At 69.7% G+C, this 24,949-nt stretch carries 26 protein-coding genes and 1 pseudogene; 10 read left to right on the forward strand and 17 right to left on the reverse strand.

What is annotated here, in order from left to right; translation table 11 throughout:
- Positions 1-14: 14 nt before the first annotated feature.
- Positions 15-104: pseudogene (locus ACIO52_RS20130) on the forward strand (aldehyde dehydrogenase family protein); the annotation flags it as partial.
- An 88-nt stretch (positions 105-192) separates the two neighbouring features.
- Here the strand turns inward: ACIO52_RS20130 and ACIO52_RS20135 are convergent.
- Positions 193-1,677 carry a flavin-containing monooxygenase gene (locus tag ACIO52_RS20135; protein ID WP_402645758.1) on the reverse strand — a complete coding sequence of 495 codons (1,485 nt, stop codon included), beginning with the start codon at positions 1,675-1,677 and terminating at the stop codon, positions 193-195.
- Positions 1,678-1,785: 108 nt separating this feature from the next.
- Here ACIO52_RS20135 and ACIO52_RS20140 point away from each other — a divergent pair, with 108 nt between their 5' ends.
- Positions 1,786-2,841, forward strand: a complete 1,056-nt coding sequence (locus ACIO52_RS20140) for an AraC family transcriptional regulator (RefSeq protein WP_342800336.1) — start codon at positions 1,786-1,788, stop codon at positions 2,839-2,841.
- A gap of 60 nt (positions 2,842-2,901) precedes the next feature.
- On the opposite strand, the gene ACIO52_RS20145 is transcribed toward ACIO52_RS20140, so the two are convergent.
- Positions 2,902-3,525, reverse strand: coding sequence for a TetR family transcriptional regulator (locus tag ACIO52_RS20145; RefSeq protein ID WP_342800337.1), 624 nt, complete (start codon positions 3,523-3,525; stop codon positions 2,902-2,904).
- A 75-nt stretch (positions 3,526-3,600) separates the two neighbouring features.
- Between ACIO52_RS20145 and ACIO52_RS20150 the strand changes: the two genes are divergently transcribed.
- The gene (locus ACIO52_RS20150; RefSeq protein ID WP_402645762.1) at positions 3,601-4,812 is read left to right on the forward strand and encodes an oxygenase MpaB family protein; all 1,212 of its coding nucleotides are present in this window, start codon (positions 3,601-3,603) and stop codon (positions 4,810-4,812) included.
- 21 nt (positions 4,813-4,833) lie between these two features.
- Here ACIO52_RS20150 and ACIO52_RS20155 read toward each other — a convergent pair whose 3' ends face one another.
- The 7 genes from ACIO52_RS20155 to ACIO52_RS20185 all read right to left on the reverse strand — a co-directional run bounded on the left by ACIO52_RS20155 (position 4,834) and on the right by ACIO52_RS20185 (position 10,824).
- A complete protein-coding gene (locus ACIO52_RS20155) occupies positions 4,834-6,105 on the reverse strand; it encodes a helix-turn-helix domain-containing protein (RefSeq protein ID WP_316574926.1) in 1,272 nt (423 codons plus the stop codon).
- Between the two features lie 234 nt (positions 6,106-6,339).
- The gene (locus ACIO52_RS20160) at positions 6,340-6,507 is read right to left on the reverse strand and encodes a hypothetical protein (protein WP_218720483.1); all 168 of its coding nucleotides are present in this window, start codon (positions 6,505-6,507) and stop codon (positions 6,340-6,342) included.
- Positions 6,508-6,670: 163 nt separating this feature from the next.
- Positions 6,671-7,255 (reverse strand): TetR/AcrR family transcriptional regulator, encoded by a 585-nt coding sequence (locus ACIO52_RS20165; RefSeq protein ID WP_218720484.1) that lies wholly within the window; start codon positions 7,253-7,255, stop codon positions 6,671-6,673.
- Positions 7,256-7,319: 64 nt separating this feature from the next.
- Positions 7,320-7,691 carry a carboxymuconolactone decarboxylase family protein gene (locus ACIO52_RS20170; RefSeq protein ID WP_218720485.1) on the reverse strand — a complete coding sequence of 124 codons (372 nt, stop codon included), beginning with the start codon at positions 7,689-7,691 and terminating at the stop codon, positions 7,320-7,322.
- Positions 7,688-8,575 (reverse strand): NAD(P)-dependent oxidoreductase, encoded by an 888-nt coding sequence (locus ACIO52_RS20175; RefSeq protein WP_402645767.1) that lies wholly within the window; start codon positions 8,573-8,575, stop codon positions 7,688-7,690. The genes ACIO52_RS20170 and ACIO52_RS20175 overlap by 4 nt, the downstream gene beginning before the upstream one ends.
- Positions 8,572-9,321 carry an SDR family oxidoreductase gene (locus ACIO52_RS20180; protein ID WP_402645770.1) on the reverse strand — a complete coding sequence of 250 codons (750 nt, stop codon included), beginning with the start codon at positions 9,319-9,321 and terminating at the stop codon, positions 8,572-8,574. Before ACIO52_RS20180 ends, ACIO52_RS20175 begins: the two co-directional genes overlap by 4 nt.
- Positions 9,322-9,354: 33 nt before the next feature.
- Complete coding sequence (locus tag ACIO52_RS20185; protein ID WP_402645772.1) at positions 9,355-10,824, reverse strand: aldehyde dehydrogenase; 1,470 nt, start codon at positions 10,822-10,824, stop codon at positions 9,355-9,357.
- Positions 10,825-10,941: 117 nt separating this feature from the next.
- Between ACIO52_RS20185 and ACIO52_RS20190 the strand changes: the two genes are divergently transcribed.
- The 6 genes from ACIO52_RS20190 (at position 10,942) to ACIO52_RS20215 (ending at position 17,267) form a co-directional block, all read left to right on the forward strand.
- Positions 10,942-11,535 carry a TetR/AcrR family transcriptional regulator gene (locus tag ACIO52_RS20190; RefSeq protein WP_218720489.1) on the forward strand — a complete coding sequence of 198 codons (594 nt, stop codon included), beginning with the start codon at positions 10,942-10,944 and terminating at the stop codon, positions 11,533-11,535.
- Between the two features lie 90 nt (positions 11,536-11,625).
- Complete coding sequence (locus tag ACIO52_RS20195; RefSeq protein WP_316574929.1) at positions 11,626-12,978, forward strand: cytochrome P450; 1,353 nt, start codon at positions 11,626-11,628, stop codon at positions 12,976-12,978.
- A gap of 41 nt (positions 12,979-13,019) precedes the next feature.
- Positions 13,020-14,276 (forward strand): cytochrome P450, encoded by a 1,257-nt coding sequence (locus tag ACIO52_RS20200; protein ID WP_402645775.1) that lies wholly within the window; start codon positions 13,020-13,022, stop codon positions 14,274-14,276.
- Positions 14,276-15,532, forward strand: a complete 1,257-nt coding sequence (locus ACIO52_RS20205) for a glycosyltransferase family 4 protein (RefSeq protein WP_218720492.1) — start codon at positions 14,276-14,278, stop codon at positions 15,530-15,532. The genes ACIO52_RS20200 and ACIO52_RS20205 overlap by 1 nt, the downstream gene beginning before the upstream one ends.
- A complete protein-coding gene (locus tag ACIO52_RS20210) occupies positions 15,526-16,248 on the forward strand; it encodes a class I SAM-dependent methyltransferase (RefSeq protein ID WP_218720493.1) in 723 nt (240 codons plus the stop codon). The genes ACIO52_RS20205 and ACIO52_RS20210 overlap by 7 nt, the downstream gene beginning before the upstream one ends.
- Positions 16,245-17,267, forward strand: coding sequence for a prenyltransferase (locus tag ACIO52_RS20215; RefSeq protein ID WP_402645779.1), 1,023 nt, complete (start codon positions 16,245-16,247; stop codon positions 17,265-17,267). Before ACIO52_RS20210 ends, ACIO52_RS20215 begins: the two co-directional genes overlap by 4 nt.
- Positions 17,268-17,274: 7 nt before the next feature.
- Here ACIO52_RS20215 and ACIO52_RS20220 read toward each other — a convergent pair whose 3' ends face one another.
- Positions 17,275-17,931 carry a class I SAM-dependent methyltransferase gene (locus ACIO52_RS20220; protein ID WP_218720495.1) on the reverse strand — a complete coding sequence of 219 codons (657 nt, stop codon included), beginning with the start codon at positions 17,929-17,931 and terminating at the stop codon, positions 17,275-17,277.
- An 86-nt stretch (positions 17,932-18,017) separates the two neighbouring features.
- On the opposite strand from ACIO52_RS20220, the gene ACIO52_RS20225 reads away from it, so the two are divergent.
- Positions 18,018-18,164 (forward strand): DUF1059 domain-containing protein, encoded by a 147-nt coding sequence (locus tag ACIO52_RS20225; protein ID WP_218720563.1) that lies wholly within the window; start codon positions 18,018-18,020, stop codon positions 18,162-18,164.
- A 5-nt stretch (positions 18,165-18,169) separates the two neighbouring features.
- Here ACIO52_RS20225 and ACIO52_RS20230 read toward each other — a convergent pair whose 3' ends face one another.
- From ACIO52_RS20230 to ACIO52_RS20260, 7 genes are read right to left on the reverse strand one after another with little or no spacing between them, the layout of a single operon-like run.
- Positions 18,170-18,745: a hypothetical protein gene (locus ACIO52_RS20230; protein ID WP_402645782.1), complete on the reverse strand. Its 576-nt coding sequence runs from the start codon at positions 18,743-18,745 to the stop codon at positions 18,170-18,172.
- A gap of 16 nt (positions 18,746-18,761) precedes the next feature.
- Complete coding sequence (locus tag ACIO52_RS20235; protein WP_402645785.1) at positions 18,762-19,718, reverse strand: MlaD family protein; 957 nt, start codon at positions 19,716-19,718, stop codon at positions 18,762-18,764.
- A complete protein-coding gene (locus ACIO52_RS20240; RefSeq protein ID WP_402645788.1) occupies positions 19,715-20,794 on the reverse strand; it encodes an MlaD family protein in 1,080 nt (359 codons plus the stop codon). The genes ACIO52_RS20235 and ACIO52_RS20240 overlap by 4 nt, the downstream gene beginning before the upstream one ends.
- Positions 20,791-21,897: an MlaD family protein gene (locus ACIO52_RS20245; protein ID WP_402645790.1), complete on the reverse strand. Its 1,107-nt coding sequence runs from the start codon at positions 21,895-21,897 to the stop codon at positions 20,791-20,793. Before ACIO52_RS20245 ends, ACIO52_RS20240 begins: the two co-directional genes overlap by 4 nt.
- A complete protein-coding gene (locus tag ACIO52_RS20250; RefSeq protein ID WP_402645793.1) occupies positions 21,894-22,916 on the reverse strand; it encodes an MlaD family protein in 1,023 nt (340 codons plus the stop codon). The genes ACIO52_RS20245 and ACIO52_RS20250 overlap by 4 nt, the downstream gene beginning before the upstream one ends.
- A complete protein-coding gene (locus ACIO52_RS20255) occupies positions 22,904-23,902 on the reverse strand; it encodes an MlaD family protein (RefSeq protein WP_402645796.1) in 999 nt (332 codons plus the stop codon). Before ACIO52_RS20255 ends, ACIO52_RS20250 begins: the two co-directional genes overlap by 13 nt.
- Positions 23,902-24,948: a mammalian cell entry protein gene (locus ACIO52_RS20260; RefSeq protein WP_342800349.1), complete on the reverse strand. Its 1,047-nt coding sequence runs from the start codon at positions 24,946-24,948 to the stop codon at positions 23,902-23,904. The genes ACIO52_RS20255 and ACIO52_RS20260 overlap by 1 nt, the downstream gene beginning before the upstream one ends.
- Position 24,949: the final 1 nt, after the last annotated feature.

Below are 24,949 nucleotides of genomic sequence, written 5' to 3' on the forward strand. Positions count from 1 at the left end.
CCGCATCGGGTGCCGTCGACAAGGTCGCCTTCACCGGCTCGACCGCCACCGGCAAGAAGATCATGGCCGCGGCCGCCGACTCGCGCACGCCGGTGCTGCTGGAGAAACCTTCGGTCCCACGCGCGCCTCACCGAGGCGTTCCCCGCACCTGCTCCGGGGGTGTCGATCGGGTACTCGCCGATCGGCTGTTCGTCACTGCCTGGGGCGCTCACCCGCAGTGGGGACCACCCGGTAGTCCGACAGCGCGAAGGTGCGGGTGCGGCGGCGGTAGCTGGTCACGGTGCCCGGCCAGTTGTTGGTGACGCGCCCGTCCGCGGTGCGGTACCAGCTCGAACAGCGGGTCCACGGTGTCCGTTCCAGCCGTCGCTGCACCCGGACGTCGTATTCCTCGGCCACGTCGGGCCGCACGTCGAGCACCCGCCCGGGATGGCGGGCGATCTGCTGGACGGCCTGCCGGATGTAGCGGGCCTGGGATTCGATCATGTACACGATCGACCCCACGCCGAGATTGGTGTTCGGGCCGTAGACGAGGAACATGTTCGGGAACCCGGGCACGGACATGCCCTGGTAGGCGCGCGCGCCACCGTCCCACGCGTCCTCGAGTTCGCGGCCACCCCGGCCGACGATCCGCATCGGCCACAGGAATTCGGTGCCCTTGAACCCGGTGCCGTAGATGATCACGTCCGCGCCGTGGACGACGCCGTCGGCCGTGCGGATGCCCTCGGGCACGATCTCGCTGATGGCGCTCGTCTCGACGTGCGCGTTCGGCTGGGTGAGCGCCGGAAAGTAGTTGTTGGAGAACAGCCCCCGCTTGCATCCGGCCGGATAGTCGGGCAGCAGCGCGGCCCGCAACGTCGGGTCCGGCACCTGCTTCTCCAGGTGCCGGGTGGCGATGCCGGTCACCAGCGGCCGGATCGCGGGGACATCGACGATGCCCAGCGACAGGAACTCGCACAGTGCCCAGAACGCGAATCGCTCCGCCAGCCGGACCGGGGGCACGCGCGCGAACACGGTGTGATGCCAGGGCCGGTACTCGACATCGGGCTTGGGCAGCACCCACGCGGCCGACCGCTGGAACAGCGTCAGCTGCCGCACCTTCGGCTGGATGGCGGGCACGAATTGGATGGCGCTGGCACCGGTCCCGATCACCGCGACCCGCTTGCCTGCCAGCTCGACGTCGTGATTCCACTCGGCCGAGTGGAACGACTCGCCCTGGAAGTCGTCGATCCCCGGGATCGTCGGCCAGGCCGGGCGGGACAGCTGACCCACCGCGGGAACGAGGACATCGGCGCTGATCGTCGCGCCGTCGGCGGTGCTGACCGTCCAGGTGCCCCTGACATCGTCGAACTCCGCGGCGGTGACCTCGGCGCCGAACCGGATCTTCGCCATCAGCCCCCGCTTCTCGGCCACCCCGCGCAGATACGCCTGGATGTCGGGCTGCTCGGAGAACCGCTTGGGCCAGTCGGTCCTGGGTTCGTAGGAGTAGGAGTACAGCGGCGACGGGATGTCGCACCCGGCGCCCGGGTAGGTGTTCTCCCGCCACACCCCACCGACGTCGGCCGCCCGTTCCAGCAGGGTCACGTCGTCGAACCCGGCCTTCTGCAGCTCCATGGCCATGCCGAGGCCGCCGAAGCCGGTCCCGATGATGACGATCGAGGGGGTGGTGCGCGCGCTCATGCCAGGACTCCTCTGTCGCTGATGCCACCGTCAACGCTACGACCCGCGTGAACACCGAGCACAAACAACGACGGCCAGAGAATCAACACTTTCGGCCATAATGGCCGGATGCGCACCGTCGAAGAGCCGGACATCCGGACCTGGGACTTTCCGCGCGGCATCGCCAGCATCGCGGTGATGGCCGACTTCGCCGCCGAGCACGGTGTCGACGCCGATCGTGTCCTGGCGGGCACCGGCCTCGCCCCGGCGGGCCTGACCTCTCCCGAGCTGCAGGTGCCTGCAGTGACCGAACTCGTCGTCGTGCGCAATCTCGTGCGCGAACTCGCCGACGTGCCCGCGCTGGGCGCGCAGGTCGGCCGCCGCTACCGGCTCTCCACCTTCGGCATCTTCGGCTTCGCCTGCGTCACCAGTCCGACACTGCGCGAAGCGATCTCGCTGGCCCTCCGCTACTATCAGCTGGGCTACGGATTCTGTACCCCCGTCGTCGAATCCGGCGACGACGGCGTGCTGGCCTGGATCCACCACGACCTCGTTCCCGCCGACGTGGCGCGGTTCCTCGTCGAACGCGACGTGGTCGCGATGCATCGGGTGCTGGGTGATCTGCTCGGCCACGAACTCACCGTCGCGCGGATCGAGTTCGACTTCGAGGCGGGCGACGGTGCCGACCTCCTGCACGAGATCCTGGGCGTCGCACCGGAATTCGGCCGCGCGCACACGGTCTTCACCCTCGACCCCACGGTCCTGGCCCAGGCACTCCCCCAGGCGAATGCCCAGACCTGGAGCCTGTGCGTGGCGCAGTGCGCCGAGCTCCTGCAACAACGCACCGCGCGCACCGGCATCACCGCAGAGGTGCGCGCACTGATTCTGCCCGGCGGGGATACCGCGCTCATCCCGTCCCCGCCGACCATCGAGGTCGTCGCGCGCGAGTTGGGCACGAGCCCCCGCACGCTCCGACGGCGCCTCACCGCAGCGGGCACCGGCTATCGAGCGCTGGTCGACGAGGTCCGCTGCGCGCTGGCCGAGGAGATGCTCACCGGCACCCCGCTGTCGATCGACGACATCGCCGTGCGCTTGGGCTACGCCGAGGCGACGCCGTTCATCCACGCGTTCAAGCGCTGGACCGGCACCACACCCTCGGCCTACCGGCGCCAGCGCGTCCGCTGAGCGCGAGGCTGTTCACCACGCGGCCCTGCGTGCCGCAATCCACGGACCGGCGAACGCCGGTCAGCCCGCTCGCGTCGCCACGGCGAGGGCGAGTTCGGTACAGAGCGAGGCCAATTCGGCACTCGACTGACGCGGGTCGCGCAGCCAGGCATCGATGAGCTGATTGATCCCGCCGACGACGAACAGCGCTTCCCGGCGCCGGCTCTCCGGCGTCGCGGGGGTGTCGAGGAACTCCGCGCTGTACTGCACCACGAGATCGGTGACGATGCCGACCGAGCGCGCACGCAGTTCCTCGAGGCCGGCGGTGCCGTGGGTGTCACTGGTGAGGATGCGGTGCAGGTGCGGGTCGGCGGCGATGGCGTCGAGATAGGCCGTCAACGCGCGCGCCAGCTTGCGTTTCAGGCCACCCGGCTCGGCCTGACTGGCCTCGACCAGCGTGGCGGCCAGCTCCTCGTGCACCTGCTCGGCGACGGCGAGTACCAGCGCGTCCCTGGTGGCGAACTGCTCGTAGAAGTAGCGCGGCGTCAACCCCGACGCGGCACACACGCGGCGCACGGTGACCTCGGTCAGGCCGACTTCGCCCCACACCTGCCGACCCGCGGCCAGCAGCTTGTCGCGGCGCTCGTCTCGTCGGTTCGCCGCGCTCATCCCCCGATAGGGCCGGACCACCTCCGCACGCGCCATTGACAGCACTTTAGCAGGCGACCTACTTTGGATATCAGTTGTTATCCAGTTTCCGACGCTCAACGAGGAGTGCCGATGCGTACCGTTCCCACCCGACACCCGGACCGACCCCACCGCACCCCGGCGATCGTCGGCGGTTTCGCGGCGTCACTGGGTGTCCGGAGTCCCGACGCGGACCAGTGGCGGCGCCTCGGCGAGGGACTGCTCGTCGGGGACGAACCGATGGATCGGCTGGTCGAGTGGATGGTCACCGCGGGCAGCAAGCAGTTGCGCCCGCTGTTCGACCGGGCGCTCACCCACGGCATCGCCGCGGTGCCGGATGCCCCGGAACCCTTGCGCGAGTTCTTCGCCCGGGTCGAGACGGTGCCCACGTGGGTCGATCACGACAAGCTGGTACGCGGGGCCAAGGTGCTGCTCAGCAGCGGCTCCGACGGCATGTACATCGCACGCGATGTCGCCATGCTTGGCGGCTACCAGTTCTCCGGTTTCAACAAGACCCTGCTGCGTACGGGCGCCCTGGAGAAGGGGTCCAATCAGCGCTGGGCCGAGACGATGCAGTGGGCCATGGACGTGCTGTCCGAGGACGGGTTGTCCCCGCTGGGGCTCGGCTATCGGTCCACGATCCGGGTGCGGCTCATCCACGCGTTCGTGCGTCGCCACGTCACCGCGATGCCGGACTGGCAAACCGAGGATTGGGGCCTGCCGATCAACCAGACCGACATGGCCGCCACGCTGGTCGGCGCCTTCATCGCGCCGGCGATCGGGGCGATGGGGATGGGCGTGCTGCTCACCCCGTCCGAAGCCGACGCCGTCGCACATCTCGTGCGCTACGTCGGCAGCCTGCTCGGCGTCGAGGAGCAGTGGCTGCCGCATTCGTTCCGCGACGGCGTGCGCGTGCTGGTGCACACCCTGTCGGCCTTGGCCGACCCGGACGAGTCGACCCGCCGGCTCGCGATACCGATGTCCCGAGATCCGCTGTCGTGGAACTACGACCGGCTCCCCACCGTCCGCCGACGCCTGGCCTACGCCCAGCACCTGTCGGTCACCGGCACCTTCCTCGGTCGCCACACGATGCGCGCGCTCGGTCTCCCGACAGTGATCATCCCCTGGTACCCGGCGATCCGGATCCCCCCGAACCTCGTCCGCTCGGCCACCCGCGTACTCCCCGGCGGCCTCGACCGTGCGGCCACTCGCGGCGCCCGAGAACAGGACCGATTCATGCGCACCCTGGTCGGGGACCGCCCGGCCATCGGGGCCTCCGCCAGCCGACTCACCCACGCCGCGTAGGAGCGAGCCCGCCCCGACGAATCAGCCCGCGCGGGAGCGGGTTTCGTCGTCGGGGTGGCCGTCGTCGGGCCTGTTCAGGCCGCGGTGGGCACGGATCAGCAGTGCCGCGCGCAGATAACACAGTCCCGTGACGTCGTTGAGGTCGAAGCCGGTCAGCTGGCTGATGCGCTTGAGGCGGTAGTCGACGGTATTGGTGTGGACGAACAATTCGCGCGCGGTATTCGTCCTGCGCAGATTCGACGCGATGTAGACCTCGAGCGTGCGCAGCAATTCCGGGTGCGCTTCGAGGGAATCGACGACCGAGCTCAAATAGTCGCGCGCCGCGCCTTCCCTGGTCAGCTGATATTCGAAGGCCAATTCGTGCGGGCGGTACACCTTGCTGGGCCCACCCAGTCGGTGCACTATCTCGACGAGTTCGTGCACCTGTTCGGCGGCGCGCGGGATGTCGGCCGGCGTCGCGGCTGTCGTCACCGCGCGTACGGGCACCTGGGCCGCGGCGGACAATCCGGCGACCAGGTCGTCGAGGTCCGGTTCGGAGAATTCCACGGTGGGCAGCAGGAGGGTCCCGCCGTCGACGCTGAGCAGTGACAGCACTTTGCCGACGCAGCGGTTGGCCAGCTCGGCCTGTACTCGTCGCAGCTTGCGGCGGGCGACCACATTCGCGTCCAGCGCGGGATCGAATTCCTCGGCGTGCGGCGGCAGCGCCAGGGCGATGACGTGATAGCGGTCGGCGATCTCGATGCCGCATTCCCTGGCCATCGTGGAGGTGCTCTGCCCGCCGAGCAGCGCCGAGGTCAAGGTGTGCACGGCAGTGTGGTGCTCACTGACCACGGAACGCAATTCCCGCACATAAGCCGCCGACACCGCCGAGGTGATGGTGTTCTGCACGTCGGTCAGTCGCCGGGCCACGCCGACGACCGTGGCGTGGTCGTGGTTGGTCACATTCGCGATCACCAGGTCGAACCCGAGCTTGAAACCCTCGTGTACCGCGTTGTGGATCGTGTCGATCGGAATACCCTCCCGCGCCCAGCCCGCGGCCGCGGCCTGAATCCGCTCCAGGCGTCCGGGGAGATCGCGGCCGTCGAGGACACCACCGGTCAGTTCCAGGCACACCCGCGTCACGGTGGTGACATCGCCGTCGAGGACTTCGGTGGGCAGGGTCGCGCACGGGATGACGTTCTCGATGAAATGGCCCACCATCTGGCGGGATATCGCCCGCACATCTTTCAACGGGGTCGATACCGGTCGTCCCGCGGCGGTCAAGAACGGCGTGCGGGATGCTGAGCCAGCCATAACAAATCCTTCCCACCCAGGCAACTGGGCAAGCTCCCAACTTACCGTGAAGTACAAACCACCGCTCCGGCTTCGCTTGTGATCGGCGGTAAGGGAATGCCGAAATGTTCAGGGGTTCCCCCAAAATCCGGCGAGCGCGTCCCACCGTCCGATGGTGGCGGCTCCCGACGGAACCGCGCAATCCCGTTCCTCGCGGACGGTTCCACCACCATCGGCGGCACTCCGGCTAGCGGACTACAAACAGAAGCTCACCTCGAGCGGACCGAGCGGCAGGGGCAGGCACACCTCGACCGACCCCATGACCGGGGCCGGGGCGGCCGCCGTGGCGGTTCCCGCGCCCAGGGCACAGGCGGACAGCGCCAGCACGGCGACGGCGAGCGGACGGGCAGTTCTGGAATTCATACAGTCAACCTCGATTGCGTTCTTTCGACATGCCCCCATCTCGGGGACATCTCGATCAGATCACAGTCAGATCGCGGCGACGGCACTTCATGAAGGTTCTTGACTTTCTCCGTAGAAACTCGGGGAATTGTCATGGATACCTACAAGCGGATCGGATCGGCGGCTACGGAACCCGCAGGATGCGCAGGGCGGCGCGTTCGATACGGTCGGCGATCTTCTCGTAGGACTCGTAGCCCATCCCGGCGCGGACCAGAGCGCCCGCGTAGATCAGTTCGAGCCACTCGACGACCTCCTCGTCGGCGTCGGGGCCGAGTGCGCGCGAGATCCGGCCGCGGATCTCGATGCCGATGCGGGTGCGCAGATGCTCGACATCCGGGTCGCCGCCCAGCAGCGCGCTGGTGACCGCGCCGGACAGTTCCTGCTCGTCGGCCACCAGCAGAGCGATGGTGCGCAGTTCGGCGAGCACGCGGACCGACGGGTCGGGGTCGTCGCTGGCGGGTGAGGGCGAGGCGAGCAGCCGCCGCCAGAAGATCTCGGCCACCAGGTGTTCCTTGGACGAGAAATAGGTGTACGCGGTGGCCGTGCCGACGCCCGCCTCCGCCGCGACCAGCCGGATCGTCATGCCGGAAAAGCCATCTCGGGCCAGCACCCGCAGTGCCGCCTTGGTGAGCCGGTCGACCGTGTCGGCCTGCTTGTCGGTCAACCGCCGCCGGGTCGCCTCGAGGCTGATGGAATTGCTTTCGGACATGCGTCTGGATGCTACTCCGCGGGCGCGGCCCGTCCGCCGACCACGCCCGGGTGTCGGCTCCCGGCTACGTCTTGCGACGTTCCTGCGCGACCACCTTGCCGACGGCGCCGTCGAGTTTGGTCCCGGCGGGCCAGCCCACGTAATGGCAGAGGAACAGCGCGATCTCGCGCAGCTGTTCCTCGGTCAGCTCACCGTTGCGCAGCGCCGCCCCGATCTGGATCTCGGCGATGTCGAGATGGCCCTGCGCGGTGAGCGCGCCGAGCAGCAGCAGCCGCCGTTCCCGCACGGTCAGCGCGGGGCGCGACCAGATCTCGCCGAACAGGTGATCCGCGGTGACCGCGAAGTAGTCACCGGGGCCGTCGGTGAAGTCCCAGCCGTAGACCTCGCTCATCTTGGCCAGGCCACGCTGCCTGAGGTCGTCGTCGGTGGTGCTCATGATGTCTCCTTGTCGAGAACGGCCCCGGCGACGCCGAGCCCGTCGGCCAGCCGGGCGATGGCCAGGTGCGCGAGCGGCAGATCGACGCCGAGCCGGTCGCCGAGCTCCAGGGCCAGCGCGAGATCCTTTTCACCGAGATCGCGCACATGGCCCAGGATCGGGAACCAGAAGTCGTCGGGGTCCAGCGGGGCGGTGGTGTCGCGCAGCATGATCGCGCCCGGCCCCCCGGTCACCGCGTCGGAGTGGCGCACCACCTTGCCGAGCGCGGTGAGACTGAGCCCGGCGGCGTCGGCCAGGCGCTGGGCTTCGGTCGCGGCGGTGAACGAGATGAAGTGCAACAGGTTGCGCGCCAACTTCATTCGGGTGCCCGCGCCGACGTCCCCGGCGTGCACGATCAGGTCGGCGAAACAGCCGAACGGCGCCCTGATCCGATCCACGGCGGCCGCGCTGCCGCCGATCATCACGGCCAGGCTGCCGTGGGTGGCCCCCGGCGCGCCACCGCTGACCGGCGCGTCGACGAACTCGACCCCGTGCTGCGCGCAGCGCGTGGCGAGTTCGTCCGCGGTCCGATCACCGATGGTCGAATGCACCGCGACGACGGTGCCGGGAACCGCGGTGCGCAGGATGCCCGCCGGACCGGTGAGCACCTCCGTCACCTGCGCGTCGTCGACGACGGTCACGCAGATGACCCGCGCCTGCGCCGCCAGCGCCGCCGGATCGGCGGCCGCCCGGGCCCCCGCCTCGACGAACGGCACGGTGGCCTCGGCGCGGACGTCACAGACGGTGAGCCCGCCCGGCCAGTCCAGCAGGCGCCGGGCCATCGGCGTGCCCATATTGCCCAGCCCGACGAATCCGACCGGCAGCTCATCCGATGCAGTCGTCATCGGATGATCTGCCCGCCATCGACGTTCAGGATCTGCCCGGTGACCCAGCTCGCGTCGTCGGACAGCAGATACAGGCAGGCGCCGGCCAGGTCCTGCGGTGTGCCCATCCGCCTGATCGGGATCCGGGACACCATGTCCTTCACCAGATTCCCCGGCGTCACGGTCTGCGTGGCCTCGGTGTCGATCGGGCCGGGCGCGATGGCGTTGACCCGGATCTTCGAGCCGCCGAGCTCGGTCGCCAGCTGCTGGGTGAGTCCGTTGATGCCGACCTTGGCCAGCCCGTAGAACCCGGAGTACAGCCAGGCCGCCGTGGAGGATTGATTGACGATGGAACCGCCGCCCGCCGCGACCATGGGCTGCCAGACCGCACGCGTCACATTGAGCGCGCCGTCGAAATTCACGCCCATGAACTTCTTGTAGTAGTCCCACGGGACGGTGAGCAGCAGGTCCAGCTTCATCTCGCCGTAGATCGCCGCGTTGTTCACCAGGTGATGGATGGCCCCGAACTCGGCGACGGTGAATTCCGCCAGCGCCGTGGCGGATTCGGGATCGGCCACATCGACCCGGTGGAACGCCGCGGTGCCGCCCTCGGCGACGATCTTCGCCGCGACCTCCGCGCCGCGCTCGGCGTTGAGATCGGCGACGACGACATTGGCGCCCTCGGCGGCGAGCGCGGCGGCGTAGACCGCGCCGATGCCCTGTGCCGCGCCGGTGACGATCGCGGTGCGACCGGTGAAACGTGCCATGGTTGTTCAGCTCCTGTGTAGGGGTCGGTGCGCTCAGGCGGGGGTGGCGACGAGCTTGGTCTCGAGGTATTCCTCGAAGCCCGCGACGCCCATCTCCCGGCCGATGCCGGACTGCTTGTAGCCGCCGAACGGTGCGTCGGCGTGGTACCAGAGCCCGCCGTTGACGCTCAGCGTCCCGGTCCGCACGCCCGCGACCACCCGCTCCACCCGCGCCGGGTCCGTGCCCCAGACCGAGCCCGACAGACCGTAGGGCGAGTCGTTGGCCAGTCGGATCGCGTCGTCGTCTCCGTCGTGCGGGATCACCACGAGCACCGGCCCGAAGATCTCCTCCTGCGCGACGGTCGCGGAATTGCCGAGGCCGGCGATGAGCGTCGGCTCGATGAAGAAACCGCGTTCCTGGTTGGCGGGCCTGCCACCACCCACCACGATCTGTCCGCCCTCGGCCTTCGCGAGCTCGAGATAGCGCTCCACCCGCGCCCGCTGCTGCGCGGAAATCACCGGCCCGCACACGGTCGCGGCGTTCGTCGGGTCTCCCGCCGCCAGCCCCGACAGTGTCGCGGCGGCAGCGGCCACCGCGGCGTCGTAGGCCGCGCGCGGCACCAGCAACCGGGTGGTGAGGGCACAGCCCTGGCCCGCGTGCACGGCGACGGTGAACGCGGTGTAGCTCGCGGCCGCGGCGATATCGGCGTCGTCGAGCACGACCGCCGCCGACTTGCCGCCCAACTCGAGGAAGGTGCGCTTGAGCGTCGCCGAGGCGCCCGCCATCACCGAGCGGCCGGTGCGCGTAGAGCCGGTGAAGGTGATCATGTCGACGCGCGGATCGTCGACCAGCTGCGCGCCGAGGCCGTGATCGGCGGAGGTGACGATATTGAGCACGCCGGCGGGAATGTCGGTGTGTTCGGCGACGAGCGGGCCCAGCACCGCAGCGCACCACGGTGTGTCCGGCGCGGGCTTGAGCACCACGGTATTGCCCGCGGCGAGGGCGGGGCCGATTTTCGCCAGGTTGATCTGGTGCGGGAAGTTCCACGGCGTGATGGCGCCGACGACGCCCACGGCCTCGCGGCGGATCACCCGCCGGGAGGCGACCCCCATCAGGTCCCGCGTGCCCAGATCCGTTTCCCAGGTGTAGTTCTCGGCCAGCTCGGCGGCATAGGTCAGATCGGCGATCGGGCCTTCCAGCTGCGGTCCGCTGGTGAGCATGACCGGGGTGCCGACCTCGGCGATCGTGATCTCGCGCAACTCCTCGAGGTGCTCGCCCAGCACGTCGCGCAGTTGACGCAGGCAGTGGGCGCGGAACGCGGGGTCGCGGGACCACCCGGTCTCGTCGAAAGCGGCGCGGGCCGCGCCGATCGCGGCGTCCATGTCGGCGGCCGAAGCGTCGGCGGCGTGACCGAGCACCTCCTCGGTCGCCGGATTGATCGTCGCGAAGACGCCGGAGCCACCCGGGATCAGCTTGCCGCCGATCAGCAGGGGCGTGCCGCCGGCAGGGACGAGGCCGTTCATGGCAGGTCTCCGATACTTGTCTGGACAGGTGTACGGAATATAGTTCGGATTCCGGAACGGCCGCAAGGGAATGCGCGTCATTCGTCCATACACCCAGCTGTAGTAGCATCCAGACACATGTCCGAACCCGCGCCTACCGGCATCGAAGCAACTCGACGACGCTTGACGGAGAAACAGGCCGACACCGTGGACCGCCTGACCGTGGCCGCGGTCGAGGTGCTGGCCAGGGCGGGCTACTCGGGGACCACCATCCGGCTCGTCGCCGCCGCGGCCGGCGTCGGCACCGCGACCGCGTACACCTACTTCTCCTCCAAGGAACACCTGATCTCAGAGGTGTTCTGGCGACGCCTCATCGCCCTGCCGTACCTGGACGACCAGGACGCCGACCCGACGACGCGGGTAGTCGCCGTGCTGCGCCGGGTCTCGATGCTGGTGGCCGACGAGCCCGCGCTCGCCGGCGCGGTCAGCAGCGCGCTGCTCGGTGACGATCCCGATGTGCGACACCTGCGACTACGCATCGGCAAGGAGATCCGCCACCGGCTCGCGCTGGCCCTGGGCACCAAGGACCCCGAACAACTCGCGGCGCTGGAACTCCTGTATTCCGGCGCGCTGTTACAGGGCGGCATGGGACTGCTCTCCTACGCCGAGGTCGCCGACCTGCTCGAGGTCTGCGCGCGCCGCATGCTGGCCGAACCGGCACCGGGCGACTGACAGTTCCTCCTTGTCGCGCGACGGTAACCGTAGTACTGTCCAGACACATGTCCATCTGATGTCTGGACAGTATTCCGGGAAGGATTCCCCATGACGCCGGCCATACCGCGCCGTGTGTCCGGAGGCGACGACGGCCACGGACACCTCACCGAATTCCGTACCGATCCGATCGCGCTGATGCGCCGCGTCCGCGCCGAATGCGGCGATGTCGGGACCTTCGATCTCGCGGGACGCAACGTCGTGCTGCTCTCCGGTGCCGAAGCCAACGAGTTCTTCTTCCGGGCCGCCGACGACGACCTCGATCAGGGCGCGGCCTATCCGTTCATGAAGCCGATCTTCGGGGAGGGCGTCGTCTTCGACGCGCCACCGGAGCGGCGCAAGGAGATGCTGCACAACCAGGCGCTGCGGGCCGACCACATGCGCGGTCACGCCGGCACCATCGCCCGCGAGGTCGACCGGATGATCGCGAGCTGGGACGACGAGGGCGAGATCGACCTGCTCGAATTCTTCGCCGAGCTCACCATCTACACCTCCTCGGCGTGCCTGATCGGACCGAAGTTCCGCGACCAGCTCGACGCGCGCTTCGCGCACCTCTATCACGAGCTCGAGCAGGGCACCGACGCGCTGGCCTACGTCGATCCGTACGCGCCGATCGAGAGTTTCGCCCGGCGCGACGCCGCCAGGGCCGCCCTGGTCGAGCTGGTGCAGGCGATCATGGATCAGCGCGCGGCGAATCCGCCCGCGGGCAAGGGCGACCGCGACATGCTCGACGTTCTCATGTCCGTCACCGACGAGGACGGTGCCCCGAGGTTCCCGGCGACCGAGATCACCGGCATCTTCATCTCGATGATGTTCGCCGGCCACCACACCACCTCGGGCACCGCGGCCTGGACCATCATCGAACTGCTGCGCCATCCCGAGACACTGCGCGCGGTGGTCACCGAGCTCGACGAGCTGTTCGCCGACGGCGCGGAGGTCAGTCACCATGCGCTGCGCCGGATCCCGCGGCTGGAGGCCGCGCTCAAGGAGGCCCTGCGCCTGCACCCGCCGCTGATCGTGCTCATGCGTGTGGCCCGCGGCGAGTTCGAGGTGTGCGGGCACCGGATCGCGCCGGGCGACATGGTCGCCGCCACCCCCGCGGTCTCCAACCGGATCCCGGAGGACTTCCCCGACCCGGACGCCTTCGATCCCGGCCGCTACCTCGATCCGCGCCAGGACGACATCGTCAACCGCTGGACCTGGATCCCCTTCGGCGCGGGCAGGCACCGCTGTGTCGGGGCGCCGTTCGCGCTCATGCAACTCAAGGCGATCTTCTCGATCCTGCTGCGGGACTGGGAGTTCGAACTGGCCCAGCCGTCGTCGACCTATCGCAACGACCATTCGAAGATGGTCGTTCAGCTGCAACAGCCCTGTCGCGTCCGCTACCGTCGCCGGCATCGCTGACCGCCCCGGGCCCACACCGCTGTCGGCATCCAGGAGGAACCGTGTCAGCACCGTCGCTACCCACCGGATTCGATTTCACCGATCCAGCTCTCTGGCAACACCGTAACCCCGTCGAGGAATTCGCCGAACTACGCCGGACCGCGCCCGTGTGGTGGAACGCGCAGACCGACGCGCAGTCGGGCGGGTTCCGCGACGGCGGCTACTGGGTCGTCACCAAACATGAGGACATCAAGGAGATCTCGCGCAATCCCGACCTGTTCTCGTCACAGCGCAAGGGTTCGGTCATCCGGCTGCCCGGCGAAGTGACGCCCGAGCAGATCGAGCTGACCGGCGCGCTGCTGCTGAACATGGACCCGCCCAAGCACACCAAGATCCGGCGCATCATCGCCAAGGGGTTCACCCCGCGCGCGGTCGAGGGGTTGCGCGCGGCACTGGCCGAGCGGGCGGCCGCCATCGTGCACGAGGCCGCGAAGACCGGTGGCGGTGACTTCGTCGAGCAGGTGGCGTGTGAACTACCGCTGCAGGCCATCGCGGAACTCGTCGGGGTGCCCCAGGAGGACCGCCGCAAGCTGTTCGACTGGTCGAATCAGATGCTCAACTACGACGACCCGGAATACGGTGACGCCACCACCACCGACGCCTCCTCCGCCGCCGCGACGGGCATCCTCGGCTACGCCTGGGACCTGGCCGAGCAGCGCCGGGCCGACCCGCGCGAAGACATCGTGAGCAAGCTCGTGCACGCCGACCTCGACGGTGAGGCGCTCGGCTCCGACGAGTTCGGATTCTTCGTCATCCTGCTCGCGGTGGCAGGCAACGAGACCACCCGCAACGCCATCACCCACGGTATGAAGGCCTTCGTCGACCACCCCGATCAGTGGGAGCTCTACCGGGCGCGCCGCCCGGCCACCGCGCCCGACGAGATCGTCCGGTGGGCGACACCGGTGACGGTGTTCCAGCGCACCGCCACCGCCGACACCGAGCTCGGCGGGCAGCGCATCCGGGCCGGTGACCGGGTCGGATTGTTCTACAGCTCGGCCAATTTCGACGAGGACGCCTTCGCCTCGCCGTTCACCTTCGACATCCTGCGCGACCCCAACCCGCATCTGGGCTTCGGCGGCACCGGCGCCCACTTCTGCGTCGGGGCGAATCTGGCCCGGCTCGAGATCGATCTCGTCTTCGGGGCGATCGCCGAGGTGATGCCGAAACTGACCCAGGTCGCCGAGCCGCAGCGGCTGCGGTCGGGGTGGATCAACGGCATCAAACACTGGCAGGTCGACTACGGGACCGGGGTGCGCTGATGCGGATCGCGTTGCTGTCCTACCGGAGCAAGGCCCACTGCGGCGGCCAGGGGGTCTATGTCCGATATCTCAGCCAGGGGCTCGTCGAGCTGGGGCATCAGGTCGAGGTGTTCTCCGGTCAGCCCTATCCGGAAGACCTCGACCCCCGGGTCCGGCTGACCGAGGTACCGAGCCTGGACCTCTACCGTGACGACGATCCCTTCCGCACGCCGCACCCGCGCGAGATCCGCGACCGGATCGACCTGCTCGAACTCGCCACCATGTGGACGGCCGGGTTCCCGGAACCGCGCACCTTCAGCCTGCGCGCCGCCCGGCTGCTGGCGACCCGCGCAGCGGACTTCGATGTCGTGCACGACAATCAGTGCCTCGGGTACGGACTGCTCGACATCGCCCGCCTGCGGCCGCTGGTGGCGACGATCCATCATCCGATCACCCGTGATCGCGCGGTGGATCTGGCCGCGGCGCCGTGGCGGCGGCGCCCGTTCGTCCGGCGCTGGTACGGATTCCTCGGCATGCAGCAGCGGGTGGCCCGCCGGATTCCGGACCTGATCACGGTGTCGGAATCGTCGGCCGCCGATATCGCCGCCGACTTCGGCGTCGTCCCGGCACAGCTGCGCACGGTCCCCCTCGGCGTGGACACCGCGCTGTTCCGGCCGCGCGAGACGCCCCGAGTCCGTGGCCGGATCGTGGCGGTCGCCAGCGCCGACAAGCCGCTCAAGGGCATCGCGCACCTGCTGCACGCGCTGGCGCGGCTGCGCCATCACCACGAGGTCGAGCTGCGGTTGGTCGCCAAGCTGGAGCCGAACGGGCCCACCGAGAAACTCATCGCCGAACTCGGTCTCGCCGATATCGTCACCCCGGTCAGCGGACTCAGCGACGACCGACTCGCCGCAGTGCTCGCCACGGCCGAGATCGCCTGCATTCCCTCGATGTACGAGGGGTTCTCGCTGCCTGCGGTCGAGGCCATGGCCAGCGGCACGCCCTTGGTCGCCAGCCGGGCCGGTGCGCTGCCCGAGGTGGTCGGCGACTGCGCGGAATTGATCACGCCCGGCGACATCGATGCGCTGACCCGGGTCCTGGGCGAGCTGCTCGCCGATCCGGCACGTCGGCGGCGGATGGGCGAGCGGGGTCGTCGGCGTGCCGTCGACCTGTTCAGCTGGGCCGCCGTCGCCGCGCAGACCGTCGCGGTCTACGAGCGCGCGATCGACCGCTTCCACTCCCCCGATTTCGGGCATTCGCAGGAGGATCCATGCTGACCGTCGACTTCGACCGCTTGGGCGTCGGACCCGGTTCCCGGGTGATCGATGTCGGCTGCGGAGCGGGACGGCACGCGTTCCAGGCCTACCGCCGGGGCGCCGACGTCGTGGCCTTCGACCAGAACGCGCAGGATCTGGCGCAGGTGGACGCCATGTTCGAGGCCATGGCCGCGGCGGGCGAGGCACCCGAGTACGCCAAGGCCGAGACCGTGCGTGGTGACGCGCTCGACCTGCCCTACGGCGACGGCGAATTCGACGTGGTCATCGCCTCGGAGATCCTCGAGCACGTCCCGGCCGACGATCGGGCGATCGCCGAGCTCGCCCGCATCGTCACACCCGGTGGCGCGCTTGCGGTCACGGTGCCGCGCTGGCTGCCGGAACGCCTCTGCTGGGCGCTCTCGGACGAATATCACGCCAACGAGGGCGGCCACGTGCGGATCTACCGAGCCGACGAGCTCCGCGACAAGGTCACCGCGCACGGACTGCGCTGTGTCCACCGGGAATTCGCGCACGCGCTGCATTCGCCCTACTGGTGGCTCAAATGCGCGGTGGGCGTGCGCGACGACGACAATCCGCTGGTGCGCGCGTATCACCGCCTGCTGGTGTGGGACATGATGTCGGCGCCCACGCTGACCCGCACGGCCGAACGCCTGCTGAACCCGCTCGTCGGCAAGTCCGTCGCCCTCTATTTCACGAAGCCGGCGGTGCGGCGATGACGGCGGTCCTGCCGGCCGTCGCGGGCGTCGTCTCGGCGCGCGAGCTGCGGCGCACCGCCGAGACCATCGCCGCCGCACAGGAACCCGACGGGGCGATCCCCTGGTTCACCGGCGGTCACACCGATCCGTGGGACCACGTCGAATCCGCGATGGCGCTGACCGTGGCCGGATTGTGGGACCAGGCCCGCGAGGCCTACATCTGGTCGGCCAAGACCCAGCGCACGGACGGGTCGTGGCCGATGCAGACGCGCGGTGGGGTCGTCGAGAACCACGATGCCGACGCCAACTTCTGTGCCTATCTCGCCACCGGTGTCCTGCACGCGCTGACCGTCACCGGTGACGCGGGCTTCGCCGCCGAGCTGTGGCCGACGGTCCGAGCGGGCATCGACTTCGTGCTCGGTCTGCAGCAGGGCGCCCACGGCGAGATCCATTGGTCGGCAAACGAATCGGGCACCTCCGGCGAGGCACTGCTGACCGGGTGCTCGAGCATCTATCACAGCCTGGGCTGTGCGGTGACCCTCGCCGAGCGTCTGGGTGATCCCCGCCCGGACTGGGTCCGCGCGCGCCGCAGGCTCGGCCGAGCCCTGCGCGACCATCCGGAAGTCTTCCTGGACAAGAGCCGCTACTCGATGGATTGGTACTACCCGATTCTCGCCGGCGCGCTGCGCGGTCCGGCCGCCCGGGCCCGGATCGCGCGGCACTGGGACGAATTCGTGGTCGCCGACCTCGGCATCCGCTGCGTCGCCGACGCGCCCTGGGTGACCGGTGCGGAGACCTGCGAACTGGTCCTCGCCCTCGACGCCGACGGCGACACCGCCACCGCCGCCACGCTGTTCACCGCGATGCAGCACCTGCGTGATCTCGACGGGTCCTACTGGACCGGTCTGGTGTTCACCGACGGTAAGCGCTGGCCGGAGGAACGCACCACCTGGACCGCGGCCGCCGTCGTGCTCGCCGCCGACGCCCTGAGCCGCACCACCGCCGCCAACGGCCTCTTCCGCGACGCCGTCGACTGCTGAGGCGAGCTCAGCCGCAGGCGGCGATCCGCTGGAGGACGCGCAGCGAGCCGGTCACCGAGAGCTCGCGGAACTTGCCGCTGTCGAGGGCCCGGCGGTAGATGCCGAACGGGGCCTGCCCACCGTCGGCGGGGTCGGGGAAGACGTCGTGGATCGCCAGCAGTCCACCGCCCGCGACCCAGTGCACCCAGTTGTCGTAATCGCGCTGGGCGGCTTCCTCGGTGTGGCCGCCGTCGATGAAGAGCATGCTGAGCGGGGTCCGCCAGATGCGGGCGGCCGCGGCGGAGGATCCGATGATCGCTATGACGGTGTCGGTCAGGCCGGCCCGGATCATGGTGCGCCGGAAGGCCGTCACGGTATCGAAGACGCCCGTCTCGGGGTCGACCAAACCGGTGTCGTGATACTCCCAGCCCGGCTGGTGCTCCTCCGAGCCCCGATGATGATCGACGGTGAAGACGGTCGCGCCGGTCTCGCGTGCCGCGGCGCCGAGATAGACCGCCGACTTGCCACAGTAGGTGCCGATTTCGAGAATGGTTCCCGTGCCCGCGTAGTCGCGGGCGGCGGTGTACAGCGCGCGCCCTTCGTCCGCCGGCATGAATCCGGTGGCCTGCTCGGCGAGCGCGAACAGCGCACCGGCCTCGGCGGAGAGCTCGTCTACGGGTCCCATGACTCACGCTAACACAGCGATTGGAATAGACTCCGGACTACTGTCCAGCAGATCGCCGGGCGGTGACCGGCACAGGAGAAACCGTGATGAAGACTCGCCTCAACTGCCCCTGCGGTACCCAGATCAACGCCGACAACGAGGACGACCTGGTCGCCCGGACGCAGGCGCATCTGGCCGAAAATCATCCCGACCACGACTACACGCGCGACGAGATCCTCTTCATCGCCTACTGACCGCGCTACTTCTTCGGCAAGCTGTTCTGCAACCCGCCCACTTCGGTGATCGTCCAGCCCGCGTTGCGGTCGATGGTCAGCGAGTAGGTGACGGTGGCGGCCGCGCCACCGGGATTCTGGGCGCTCGTGGAGACGACCGTGAAATAGGCGTTGACCTTATAGATCCCCCCGGACTCCGAGACGACCGTCGCCGAGAGCGGAGTCGCGGTGGAGGTCCATTGCAGCGGCAGCAGGATCTGTTCGAGCTGCGGTGCGGTGGCGTCGAACTTCGCCGTCAGCTGCGGCGCGGTGCCCGCGCGCAACCGGCCGAACCACGCCGTGAGGTCGCGGTAGTCGATCGTCGACGCGCCGACACCGTAGTCGATCGCGATGCGCTCGGCGTGCCGCTCGTCGGCCGCGCGGGCGTCGCGGTCGGCGAGCGTGGACCGGGCCGAGAAGTACAGCACGGCGAAGGTGATCGTCGCGACGGTGAGTCCGCCGATCGCGACGGCCACCAGGATGCTGGACAGCCGCAGCGATACCGTCCGCGGCGCCTGCCGACCGCTGTCGGTGGTGGTGGGTTCCGCTGTCGCTGTGCTCATGCGCTGTCCTTCGTCGCTATTTGACGGCGATGCGGAAGTGCACCGTGCCGTCGGGGCCCACACTCTGCAGGGCCTGGTCGATCAGGGTGCTGACGTCGATCGCGGGGGCGCGGTGCACGGCGTCGGTCACCACCGGGTCGAGCACCTGACCCAAGGGTTCGATGCTCGGCCCGATCTCGGTGATCAGCTCCGTGAGACGGGCCAGGAACGGGACGAGCCCGTCGCCGGTGACGTAGTCGTCCAGCGGACGGCTTTCCACGAGCGCCGAGCCCGATTCGACGATCGCGCTCAGGGTGACGCCGAACTCACCGAACTTCGGGCCCGCGGCGCCCAACGACGGTCCCAGCCAGGCCATGTCGCCGCCGAGAGCCTGGATGTCGGCGAACAGCCCCCGGATCGCGTCGGTGCGGCTGAGCAGTGTCGCGGCGAGCAGATTCGAGGATCGGTGCAGCGTCTGCCGCGCCGCGTCGGTGCCCGCGAGCGCGCGGTCGAAGGTGTCCACCAGGCGCGCGATCACTTCGGGCCGAATCTGTGCGAGCAGGTCGACCAGCTTCGCGGACAGGGCGGTGACGGTCATCGGCAGGTGGATCCGATCGGTCGGGATCACCTGTCCGTCCTCGAGATACGGCCCGGCACCGGAGTCCGGCGCGAATACCAGATAGGGCTCCCCGAGCGCCGACAACTGCTCGATCCGGACCGTGCTCGACAGCGGAATCCGCCGGCTGCTGTCGACCCGCAACGCCACCCGCACACCGCTGGCCTGCTTGCGCACCGCTTCGACCCGGCCCACTCGGACGCCCGCGAGCAGCACCGGCGCGTTCGGCACCAACCCGCCCGCGCTGTCGAGGGTCATCTCGGCGGTGAGGAAGTCCCGTCGCGGGTCGAAGCCGAGCACGCCGAACGACATGTAGGCGACGCCGAGGATCAGCACCGCCGCGATAGCCGACAGTGATACCACCGCACGCAGATTCATCGCACCGCCCCGATCATCCGCAGGGTGTCGACGATGCGGCCGGTGCGATCGCCCGAGGTGAGGCCGGGCGCCCCGGTGACGCCGACGTCGACCAGGTCCACCTTCGGGCCGCGGGTCGCGAACGGCACGAGCTCGGTATTGATCAGATCGATGAGGGTCTGCATGTTCGACGGCGACGTGGTGTCGAGGGGGCTGCTGCCGAACAGCACGGGCACCACGGCCCGGGTGGTGTCGTCGAGCGAGGACAGCAGCGGGCCGAGCCACTGCGCGCTCGGCGCGACCGGGCCGAGCGCGGTGAGCACGAAGATGACGCCGATCTGGGCGTTGACAGCGTCGGTGGTGTGGTCGACGCCGTAGGGGGTGAGCAGTTCGTCGAGCATCGGCAGGTTCTGTCGCAGGCCGTCCTCGACCGTCGCTTCCATCCCGTCGAGCAGGGCGTCGACCGAGTCGAGGTGCGCGCCCAGATCCGACAGGTCGGCGCCGAGCACCCCGGCGATCCGGGCGGTGTCGCGCGGATCCTCGGGCAGCAGCCCGTTCGCGGTGCGCAGGATGCTCTGGAAGTCGGTGACCGCGCCGCTGCCGAGGAACGTCGACAGACCGGCCAGGATGTCCTCGATCGGTGGGGCCTGAGTGGTGTCGGCCAGGGGGATGGTCGCGCCGTCGGTCAGCGTGCCCGCGGTGTCGCCGCCCGGCTCGCCCAGCGCGATATGGACGTCGCCGAGCGGTGTCTCCTGGCGCAGCACGGCGGTCGTGCCCACCGGCAGCCGGACCGACTGCCGGATCTCGACCTCGGCCACCGCGTACCCCGGCCGCGCCGCCATCTCCGGGGTGGCGGCCACCGGGTCGACCAGGGCGACCCCCGTCAGCCTGCCCACCCGCACGCCCGCCGCGATCACCTCGGCGCCCTGCGGCAGATTCAGCACATCGGCGAACTCGATCCGCAGGCGATAGGTCGGGCCGCCGACGCCGGTGCCGGGCACCGGCAGGTCGGCGGGCTGGAAGCCACATCCGCTGCCCGCCAGCGTCATTCCCGCGACCAACAGAACGCCGAGGGCCCGGCGCCGGATGCGTGTCATCGTGTACTCACCCCCGCGAGTAGGACCGGCAGTGCCGGAATCGTCACCACACCCTCGGCCGAGGTCTGACAGCCCTGCCCGGTGACGGCCTGCACCGCCGCGCAGATCCGCGCCGAGTCCGGCGGGGCCGGTGCGAGTTTCGGTGGCGCGTAGCCGATGGTCAGCTGTCCGCTCACCGGATCGACCGCACCGGCGAATCCGCCGGCCAGCACGGGAGTCCGCGCGATCACCTCGGCGAGCGAGGAGACACCCGCCGCGATCATGCGCGACAGCTCGGGGACGGAGTCCAGCGCGCGCAGCGCGGGCGAACCGAACATCATGACGACGTCGTTGAGCTGGGGCAAGAGCTCGGCCAGCGTGTCGACGATCTGGATGATCGGTGGGAACGCGATGGTGACGATGTCGTCGAAGGTTTGCGGCAGCCCCGACACCGTGGTCTCCACCTGCGCCCAGCCGTGGCGTGCCCGCTGGGCGAGCGCGCTGAGGGCGTCGAGCAGCTGTCCGAGGTGCCCGATGGCCGCGTCCGGTGCCGACAGCGCCCGGCTCAGCGCGAGGATCAGGTCGTTGAGCTGGTCGCCCGTGCCGGTGGTGGCGCGATCGAGCGCGTCGAGTCCGGCGCCGACAGCGGTGCGTTGGGCGGGATCACCCGAACCGTTGAGTTGATCGGCGAGGCCGGCCAGGGCGTCGAAGGTCTGCGAGAGGCTCTTGGGTGTCAGGGTTTTCGTGATGCACGCGCCGCCCGAGGCCAGGCCGGGTCCGGCCGGTTCGTCGCCGATGAGGGCGAGCCGCCGATCGGCGATCAGGGTGTCGCTGACCGTCACCGCCCCCACGTCGGCCGGGAGTGTGCGATCGGCGCGGACGGTGAACTCGACCCGCGCCGACACGCCGACGACGTCGATCCCGGTGACGCGACCGACGGGCACGCCAAGGACGGTCACCGCGCTGCCCTCGTAGAGCCCGATGCTGTCGGGCAGGTCGGCACAGTAGGCGCGCATCGGCGGATGCGGTGTGCTCAGCCGCAGACCGAGCGCCCCCGCCAGCACCACGACGACCACGACCGCGGTCGACATCAGCCCCCGTGACCCCAGGATCGACTTCGTCAACACGCGCCTCCTGGCAGCGGAATGCACAGCGCGGGAACCGGAAGGGTGGCCGCGGACTGGTCGATGGTGATCCCGCCGCCCGCGGGCAGCAGCGGTGCCAGCCGGTGCTGGAGCGCGCGCACGGCATCCAGCAGCGCGCCGAGCCGGGCGCCGAGCTGCTCGAGCGGGGGAATCGCGTCCGCCAGCGGTTGGGCGCGCTGCTTCAGCGAGGCGTCCCACGCCCGCCCCAGCGGAGTCACGTCGTGCAACACCACGGCGAGATCGCGCAGGGATTGCGCCACCTGCACCTTGTTGGTCTGGATGATCTGCTCGAGCGTGCCCAGGGTGATCAGCAGCCGCGCCAGCACCCCGGCATTCGTGTCGAGCGCGGACAGATACTCGTCGGCGATGGCCAGGGTGCGGGAGATGTCGGCATTCTGTTCGTCGAGGATCTCGACCACGTCGCCGGCCGCGCGCACCGCCGCGCGCACGGCCTCCGGACTCTGTTCGATCGCGGTCGACAGTGCCGCGAGATCCCGCCGGACGACGCCGCCGTCGATCCGGCGGACGGGCCGGATCGCGTCCTGGAAGGCCTGGGTCAGGTTGTAGGGCACGATGACTCGCTCCCGGGGGATGACGGCCGGCCCGAGCGGCCGGGTACCGGCGGGCAGGACGGCGACGTAATAGCCGCCGACGAAGGTCAGCATCCGGATGTCGAGGGTCGTCTGGTCGCCGAGGAAGGCGTCCGCGCGGACGGTGAACTCCATCCGGACCCGGTCGGTGAGCAGCGTCAGCGACCTGACCTTGCCGACCGGGATGCCGGCCAGGCGCACATCGTCGCCCGGCCGGACCGAACCCGCCTGGGCGAGCTCGGCCGCATAGGTCCGCTCGGGCGAGGTTCCGGTGACATACACCGCGCCGATCGCGATCAGCAGGAGCACGGCCGCGCAGAGTCCCGCGATCCCCCACCGCAGATCCGCGGCCTGCGGGTCACGAGCCCACCGCCGAACACGGTGCCCGCGCGACACTATCGATGACACAGCACGACTCCCTGTCCGGTCAGCAGTACGCGCAGCGGTTCCGGCGCCTCGGTCGCACCGTGGGTGCAGACCAGGTCGGGCCCGGTCGCCGGAACGGCCTGCGCCATGGCCTGGATCAGCCCGGGCAGGTTCTCGAACGCGGCCACCGCGTCGGCCAGGTCGGGGAAGGCGCGCTGGAGGGCGGCGTCGAGATCGCGGTCGCGTTCTCCGGTGACGCCGAGCACGGTGAGCATGCTGCGCAGCGGCTGGAGCACCACCGGGATTCCCGCGGCGAAATCGACCAGTCCGGGCAGCTTCTCGGTGATGGTGACGAAGAGGTTGGTCAGATTGGTCAGCAGCCGCATCGCGTTGCCCGACTTTCCGCCCAGGTGATCGGCGACCTGCGCGAGATTGGCGGCCAGTGTCGACAGGACGGCCTGCCGATCGGAGGCGTAGCGGCTCAGCGTGTCGATGGCGCCCAGCGCTGGGCCGATGCCCGAGCCGTCGCCCTGGATCACGGCGAGAATGCTGGTCGCGAACCGGTTCAGGTCCTCGGGCGACAGCTGCGCCAGGACGGGTTGCAAACCCTTGAACAGTCGGGTGATGTCGAAGTCGGGCACCGTCTCCGCGGTCCCGAAGACCGCGGCCGGGTCGCGCGGACGGCCGGGTGAGTCGGGCGGCCGGAGCTCCAGGTACCGGAATCCGGTGAGATTCTGGTAGCGGATCGCGATCGTGGTGCCGGTGGCCGGCGCGCGGTCCCGGACCACCGTGAAACGCACCCGCGCCAGCGCGCCGTCGAGTTCGACCTCACCCACCTTGCCGATCTGCACGCCGTGCAGGCGCACGTCGTCGCCGCGGCGCAGGCCGTTCGCATCGGTGAACAGCGCTGTGTAGGTGTAGGTTTCGCCGTCGACCGGGCGTTCGATCACCCGCAGCACAGCGACGAGCACGAGGGCCATCGCGGCCGTCGCCGAGAGCACCCGCAGGAGCAGGGACCGGGTGCTCATCAGCGACCACCCTCAGGCAGCAGGGCGGCCAGCGGCCCGGCCAGCCCCGGCACCACGTCGAGGTCGACGGCGGCGCGCAACACGGGGCCCTGCGGGGTGTCGACGAAGGCGGAGTCCAGCCGCTCGAGCAGTTCGCTCAGCTGCCGCCCGGACCGTTCCGGCGCGCTGATCGAGCCGGACAGCTGATCGAGGACGAGGCTCGTCATGGGTAGCAGGCCGCCGAAGTAGTGCCGCGAGGTACCGAGCAACGCGGTGACGGTCGGCAACAGCTGGTACTGGATATCGGAGAACATCCGGCCGAACTTCGCGAGATGTTCAGGGGTGCTCAGGTATTCGTTGGTGTAGTCGGCGTAGAGCAGGGTCAGGCTGCCGGTCAGCATCGGTGGGAGACCGGACAGCGCCGACCCGAACTGGTCGAACAGCATCGACGGTGGCAGCCGCTGGGTTTCGGCGAACGAGCGCGCGGTCGCGCCGATGGCTTCGAGGAGGGGACCGAAGGCAGCGAGGTCGCGGGAGATCGTGGCGAGCAGATCGGCGAGCCGGGGCGTCAGCACCTCGTCGGTGAGCGCGCCGGTGGAGGTCAGCAGGGCCGAGAGGGTGGCGTCGCGCACCCGGTCGGCGGCGCCGACGGTCAGGTCGACGGTCGACCCCTCGGTCAGGGCGACACCGCCGGCGCCGGAGTGGAGTTCGAGGGCGCTGATGCCGAAGAGATTGCCCGGGGCATAGTCCACACTCAGCGTGTTCGTCAGCCCGAACAGCTGAGAGCCGTTCAGCATCAGGCTGATTCGCTGTATCCCCCGGCCCGCCGAGTCGATCGTCCCGACCGACCCGACCCGCACGCCGTCGAGCCGGACCTCGGTCCCCGGACCGACACCGGCACCTACCTGCTCGACCAGCAACTCGACCCGGATCTCCCCGTCGGGCCGGTCCTCGGGCAGTACCCGCCACGCGAGCAGAGCGAGCAACGCGACGATGACGGCGACCGCACCGAGAGCGCGGGCACGGCGAGGTCCGACCTCGGTTCCCGGCAAGGCGTAGGCAGGCATG

Origin of the sequence: Nocardia sp. NPDC087230, assembly GCF_044744725.1 — a bacterium.
GTDB lineage: Bacteria > Actinomycetota > Actinomycetes > Mycobacteriales > Mycobacteriaceae > Nocardia > Nocardia canadensis.

Coding starts and splice junctions, on each gene's coding strand:
- ACIO52_RS20135 (WP_402645758.1), bottom strand. CDS start 1,677: ATGAGCGCGCGCACCACCCCCTCGATCGTCATCATCGGGACCGGCTTC.
- ACIO52_RS20140 (WP_342800336.1), top strand. CDS start 1,786: ATGCGCACCGTCGAAGAGCCGGACATCCGGACCTGGGACTTTCCGCGC.
- ACIO52_RS20145 (WP_342800337.1), bottom strand. CDS start 3,525: ATGGCGCGTGCGGAGGTGGTCCGGCCCTATCGGGGGATGAGCGCGGCG.
- ACIO52_RS20150 (WP_402645762.1), top strand. CDS start 3,601: ATGCGTACCGTTCCCACCCGACACCCGGACCGACCCCACCGCACCCCG.
- ACIO52_RS20155 (WP_316574926.1), bottom strand. CDS start 6,105: ATGGCTGGCTCAGCATCCCGCACGCCGTTCTTGACCGCCGCGGGACGA.
- ACIO52_RS20160 (WP_218720483.1), bottom strand. CDS start 6,507: ATGAATTCCAGAACTGCCCGTCCGCTCGCCGTCGCCGTGCTGGCGCTG.
- ACIO52_RS20165 (WP_218720484.1), bottom strand. CDS start 7,255: ATGTCCGAAAGCAATTCCATCAGCCTCGAGGCGACCCGGCGGCGGTTG.
- ACIO52_RS20170 (WP_218720485.1), bottom strand. CDS start 7,691: ATGAGCACCACCGACGACGACCTCAGGCAGCGTGGCCTGGCCAAGATG.
- ACIO52_RS20175 (WP_402645767.1), bottom strand. CDS start 8,575: ATGACGACTGCATCGGATGAGCTGCCGGTCGGATTCGTCGGGCTGGGC.
- ACIO52_RS20180 (WP_402645770.1), bottom strand. CDS start 9,321: ATGGCACGTTTCACCGGTCGCACCGCGATCGTCACCGGCGCGGCACAG.
- ACIO52_RS20185 (WP_402645772.1), bottom strand. CDS start 10,824: ATGAACGGCCTCGTCCCTGCCGGCGGCACGCCCCTGCTGATCGGCGGC.
- ACIO52_RS20190 (WP_218720489.1), top strand. CDS start 10,942: ATGTCCGAACCCGCGCCTACCGGCATCGAAGCAACTCGACGACGCTTG.
- ACIO52_RS20195 (WP_316574929.1), top strand. CDS start 11,626: ATGACGCCGGCCATACCGCGCCGTGTGTCCGGAGGCGACGACGGCCAC.
- ACIO52_RS20205 (WP_218720492.1), top strand. CDS start 14,276: ATGCGGATCGCGTTGCTGTCCTACCGGAGCAAGGCCCACTGCGGCGGC.
- ACIO52_RS20210 (WP_218720493.1), top strand. CDS start 15,526: ATGCTGACCGTCGACTTCGACCGCTTGGGCGTCGGACCCGGTTCCCGG.
- ACIO52_RS20215 (WP_402645779.1), top strand. CDS start 16,245: ATGACGGCGGTCCTGCCGGCCGTCGCGGGCGTCGTCTCGGCGCGCGAG.
- ACIO52_RS20220 (WP_218720495.1), bottom strand. CDS start 17,931: ATGGGACCCGTAGACGAGCTCTCCGCCGAGGCCGGTGCGCTGTTCGCG.
- ACIO52_RS20225 (WP_218720563.1), top strand. CDS start 18,018: ATGAAGACTCGCCTCAACTGCCCCTGCGGTACCCAGATCAACGCCGAC.
- ACIO52_RS20230 (WP_402645782.1), bottom strand. CDS start 18,745: ATGAGCACAGCGACAGCGGAACCCACCACCACCGACAGCGGTCGGCAG.
- ACIO52_RS20235 (WP_402645785.1), bottom strand. CDS start 19,718: ATGAATCTGCGTGCGGTGGTATCACTGTCGGCTATCGCGGCGGTGCTG.
- ACIO52_RS20240 (WP_402645788.1), bottom strand. CDS start 20,794: ATGACACGCATCCGGCGCCGGGCCCTCGGCGTTCTGTTGGTCGCGGGA.
- ACIO52_RS20255 (WP_402645796.1), bottom strand. CDS start 23,902: ATGAGCACCCGGTCCCTGCTCCTGCGGGTGCTCTCGGCGACGGCCGCG.
- ACIO52_RS20260 (WP_342800349.1), bottom strand. CDS start 24,948: ATGCCTGCCTACGCCTTGCCGGGAACCGAGGTCGGACCTCGCCGTGCC.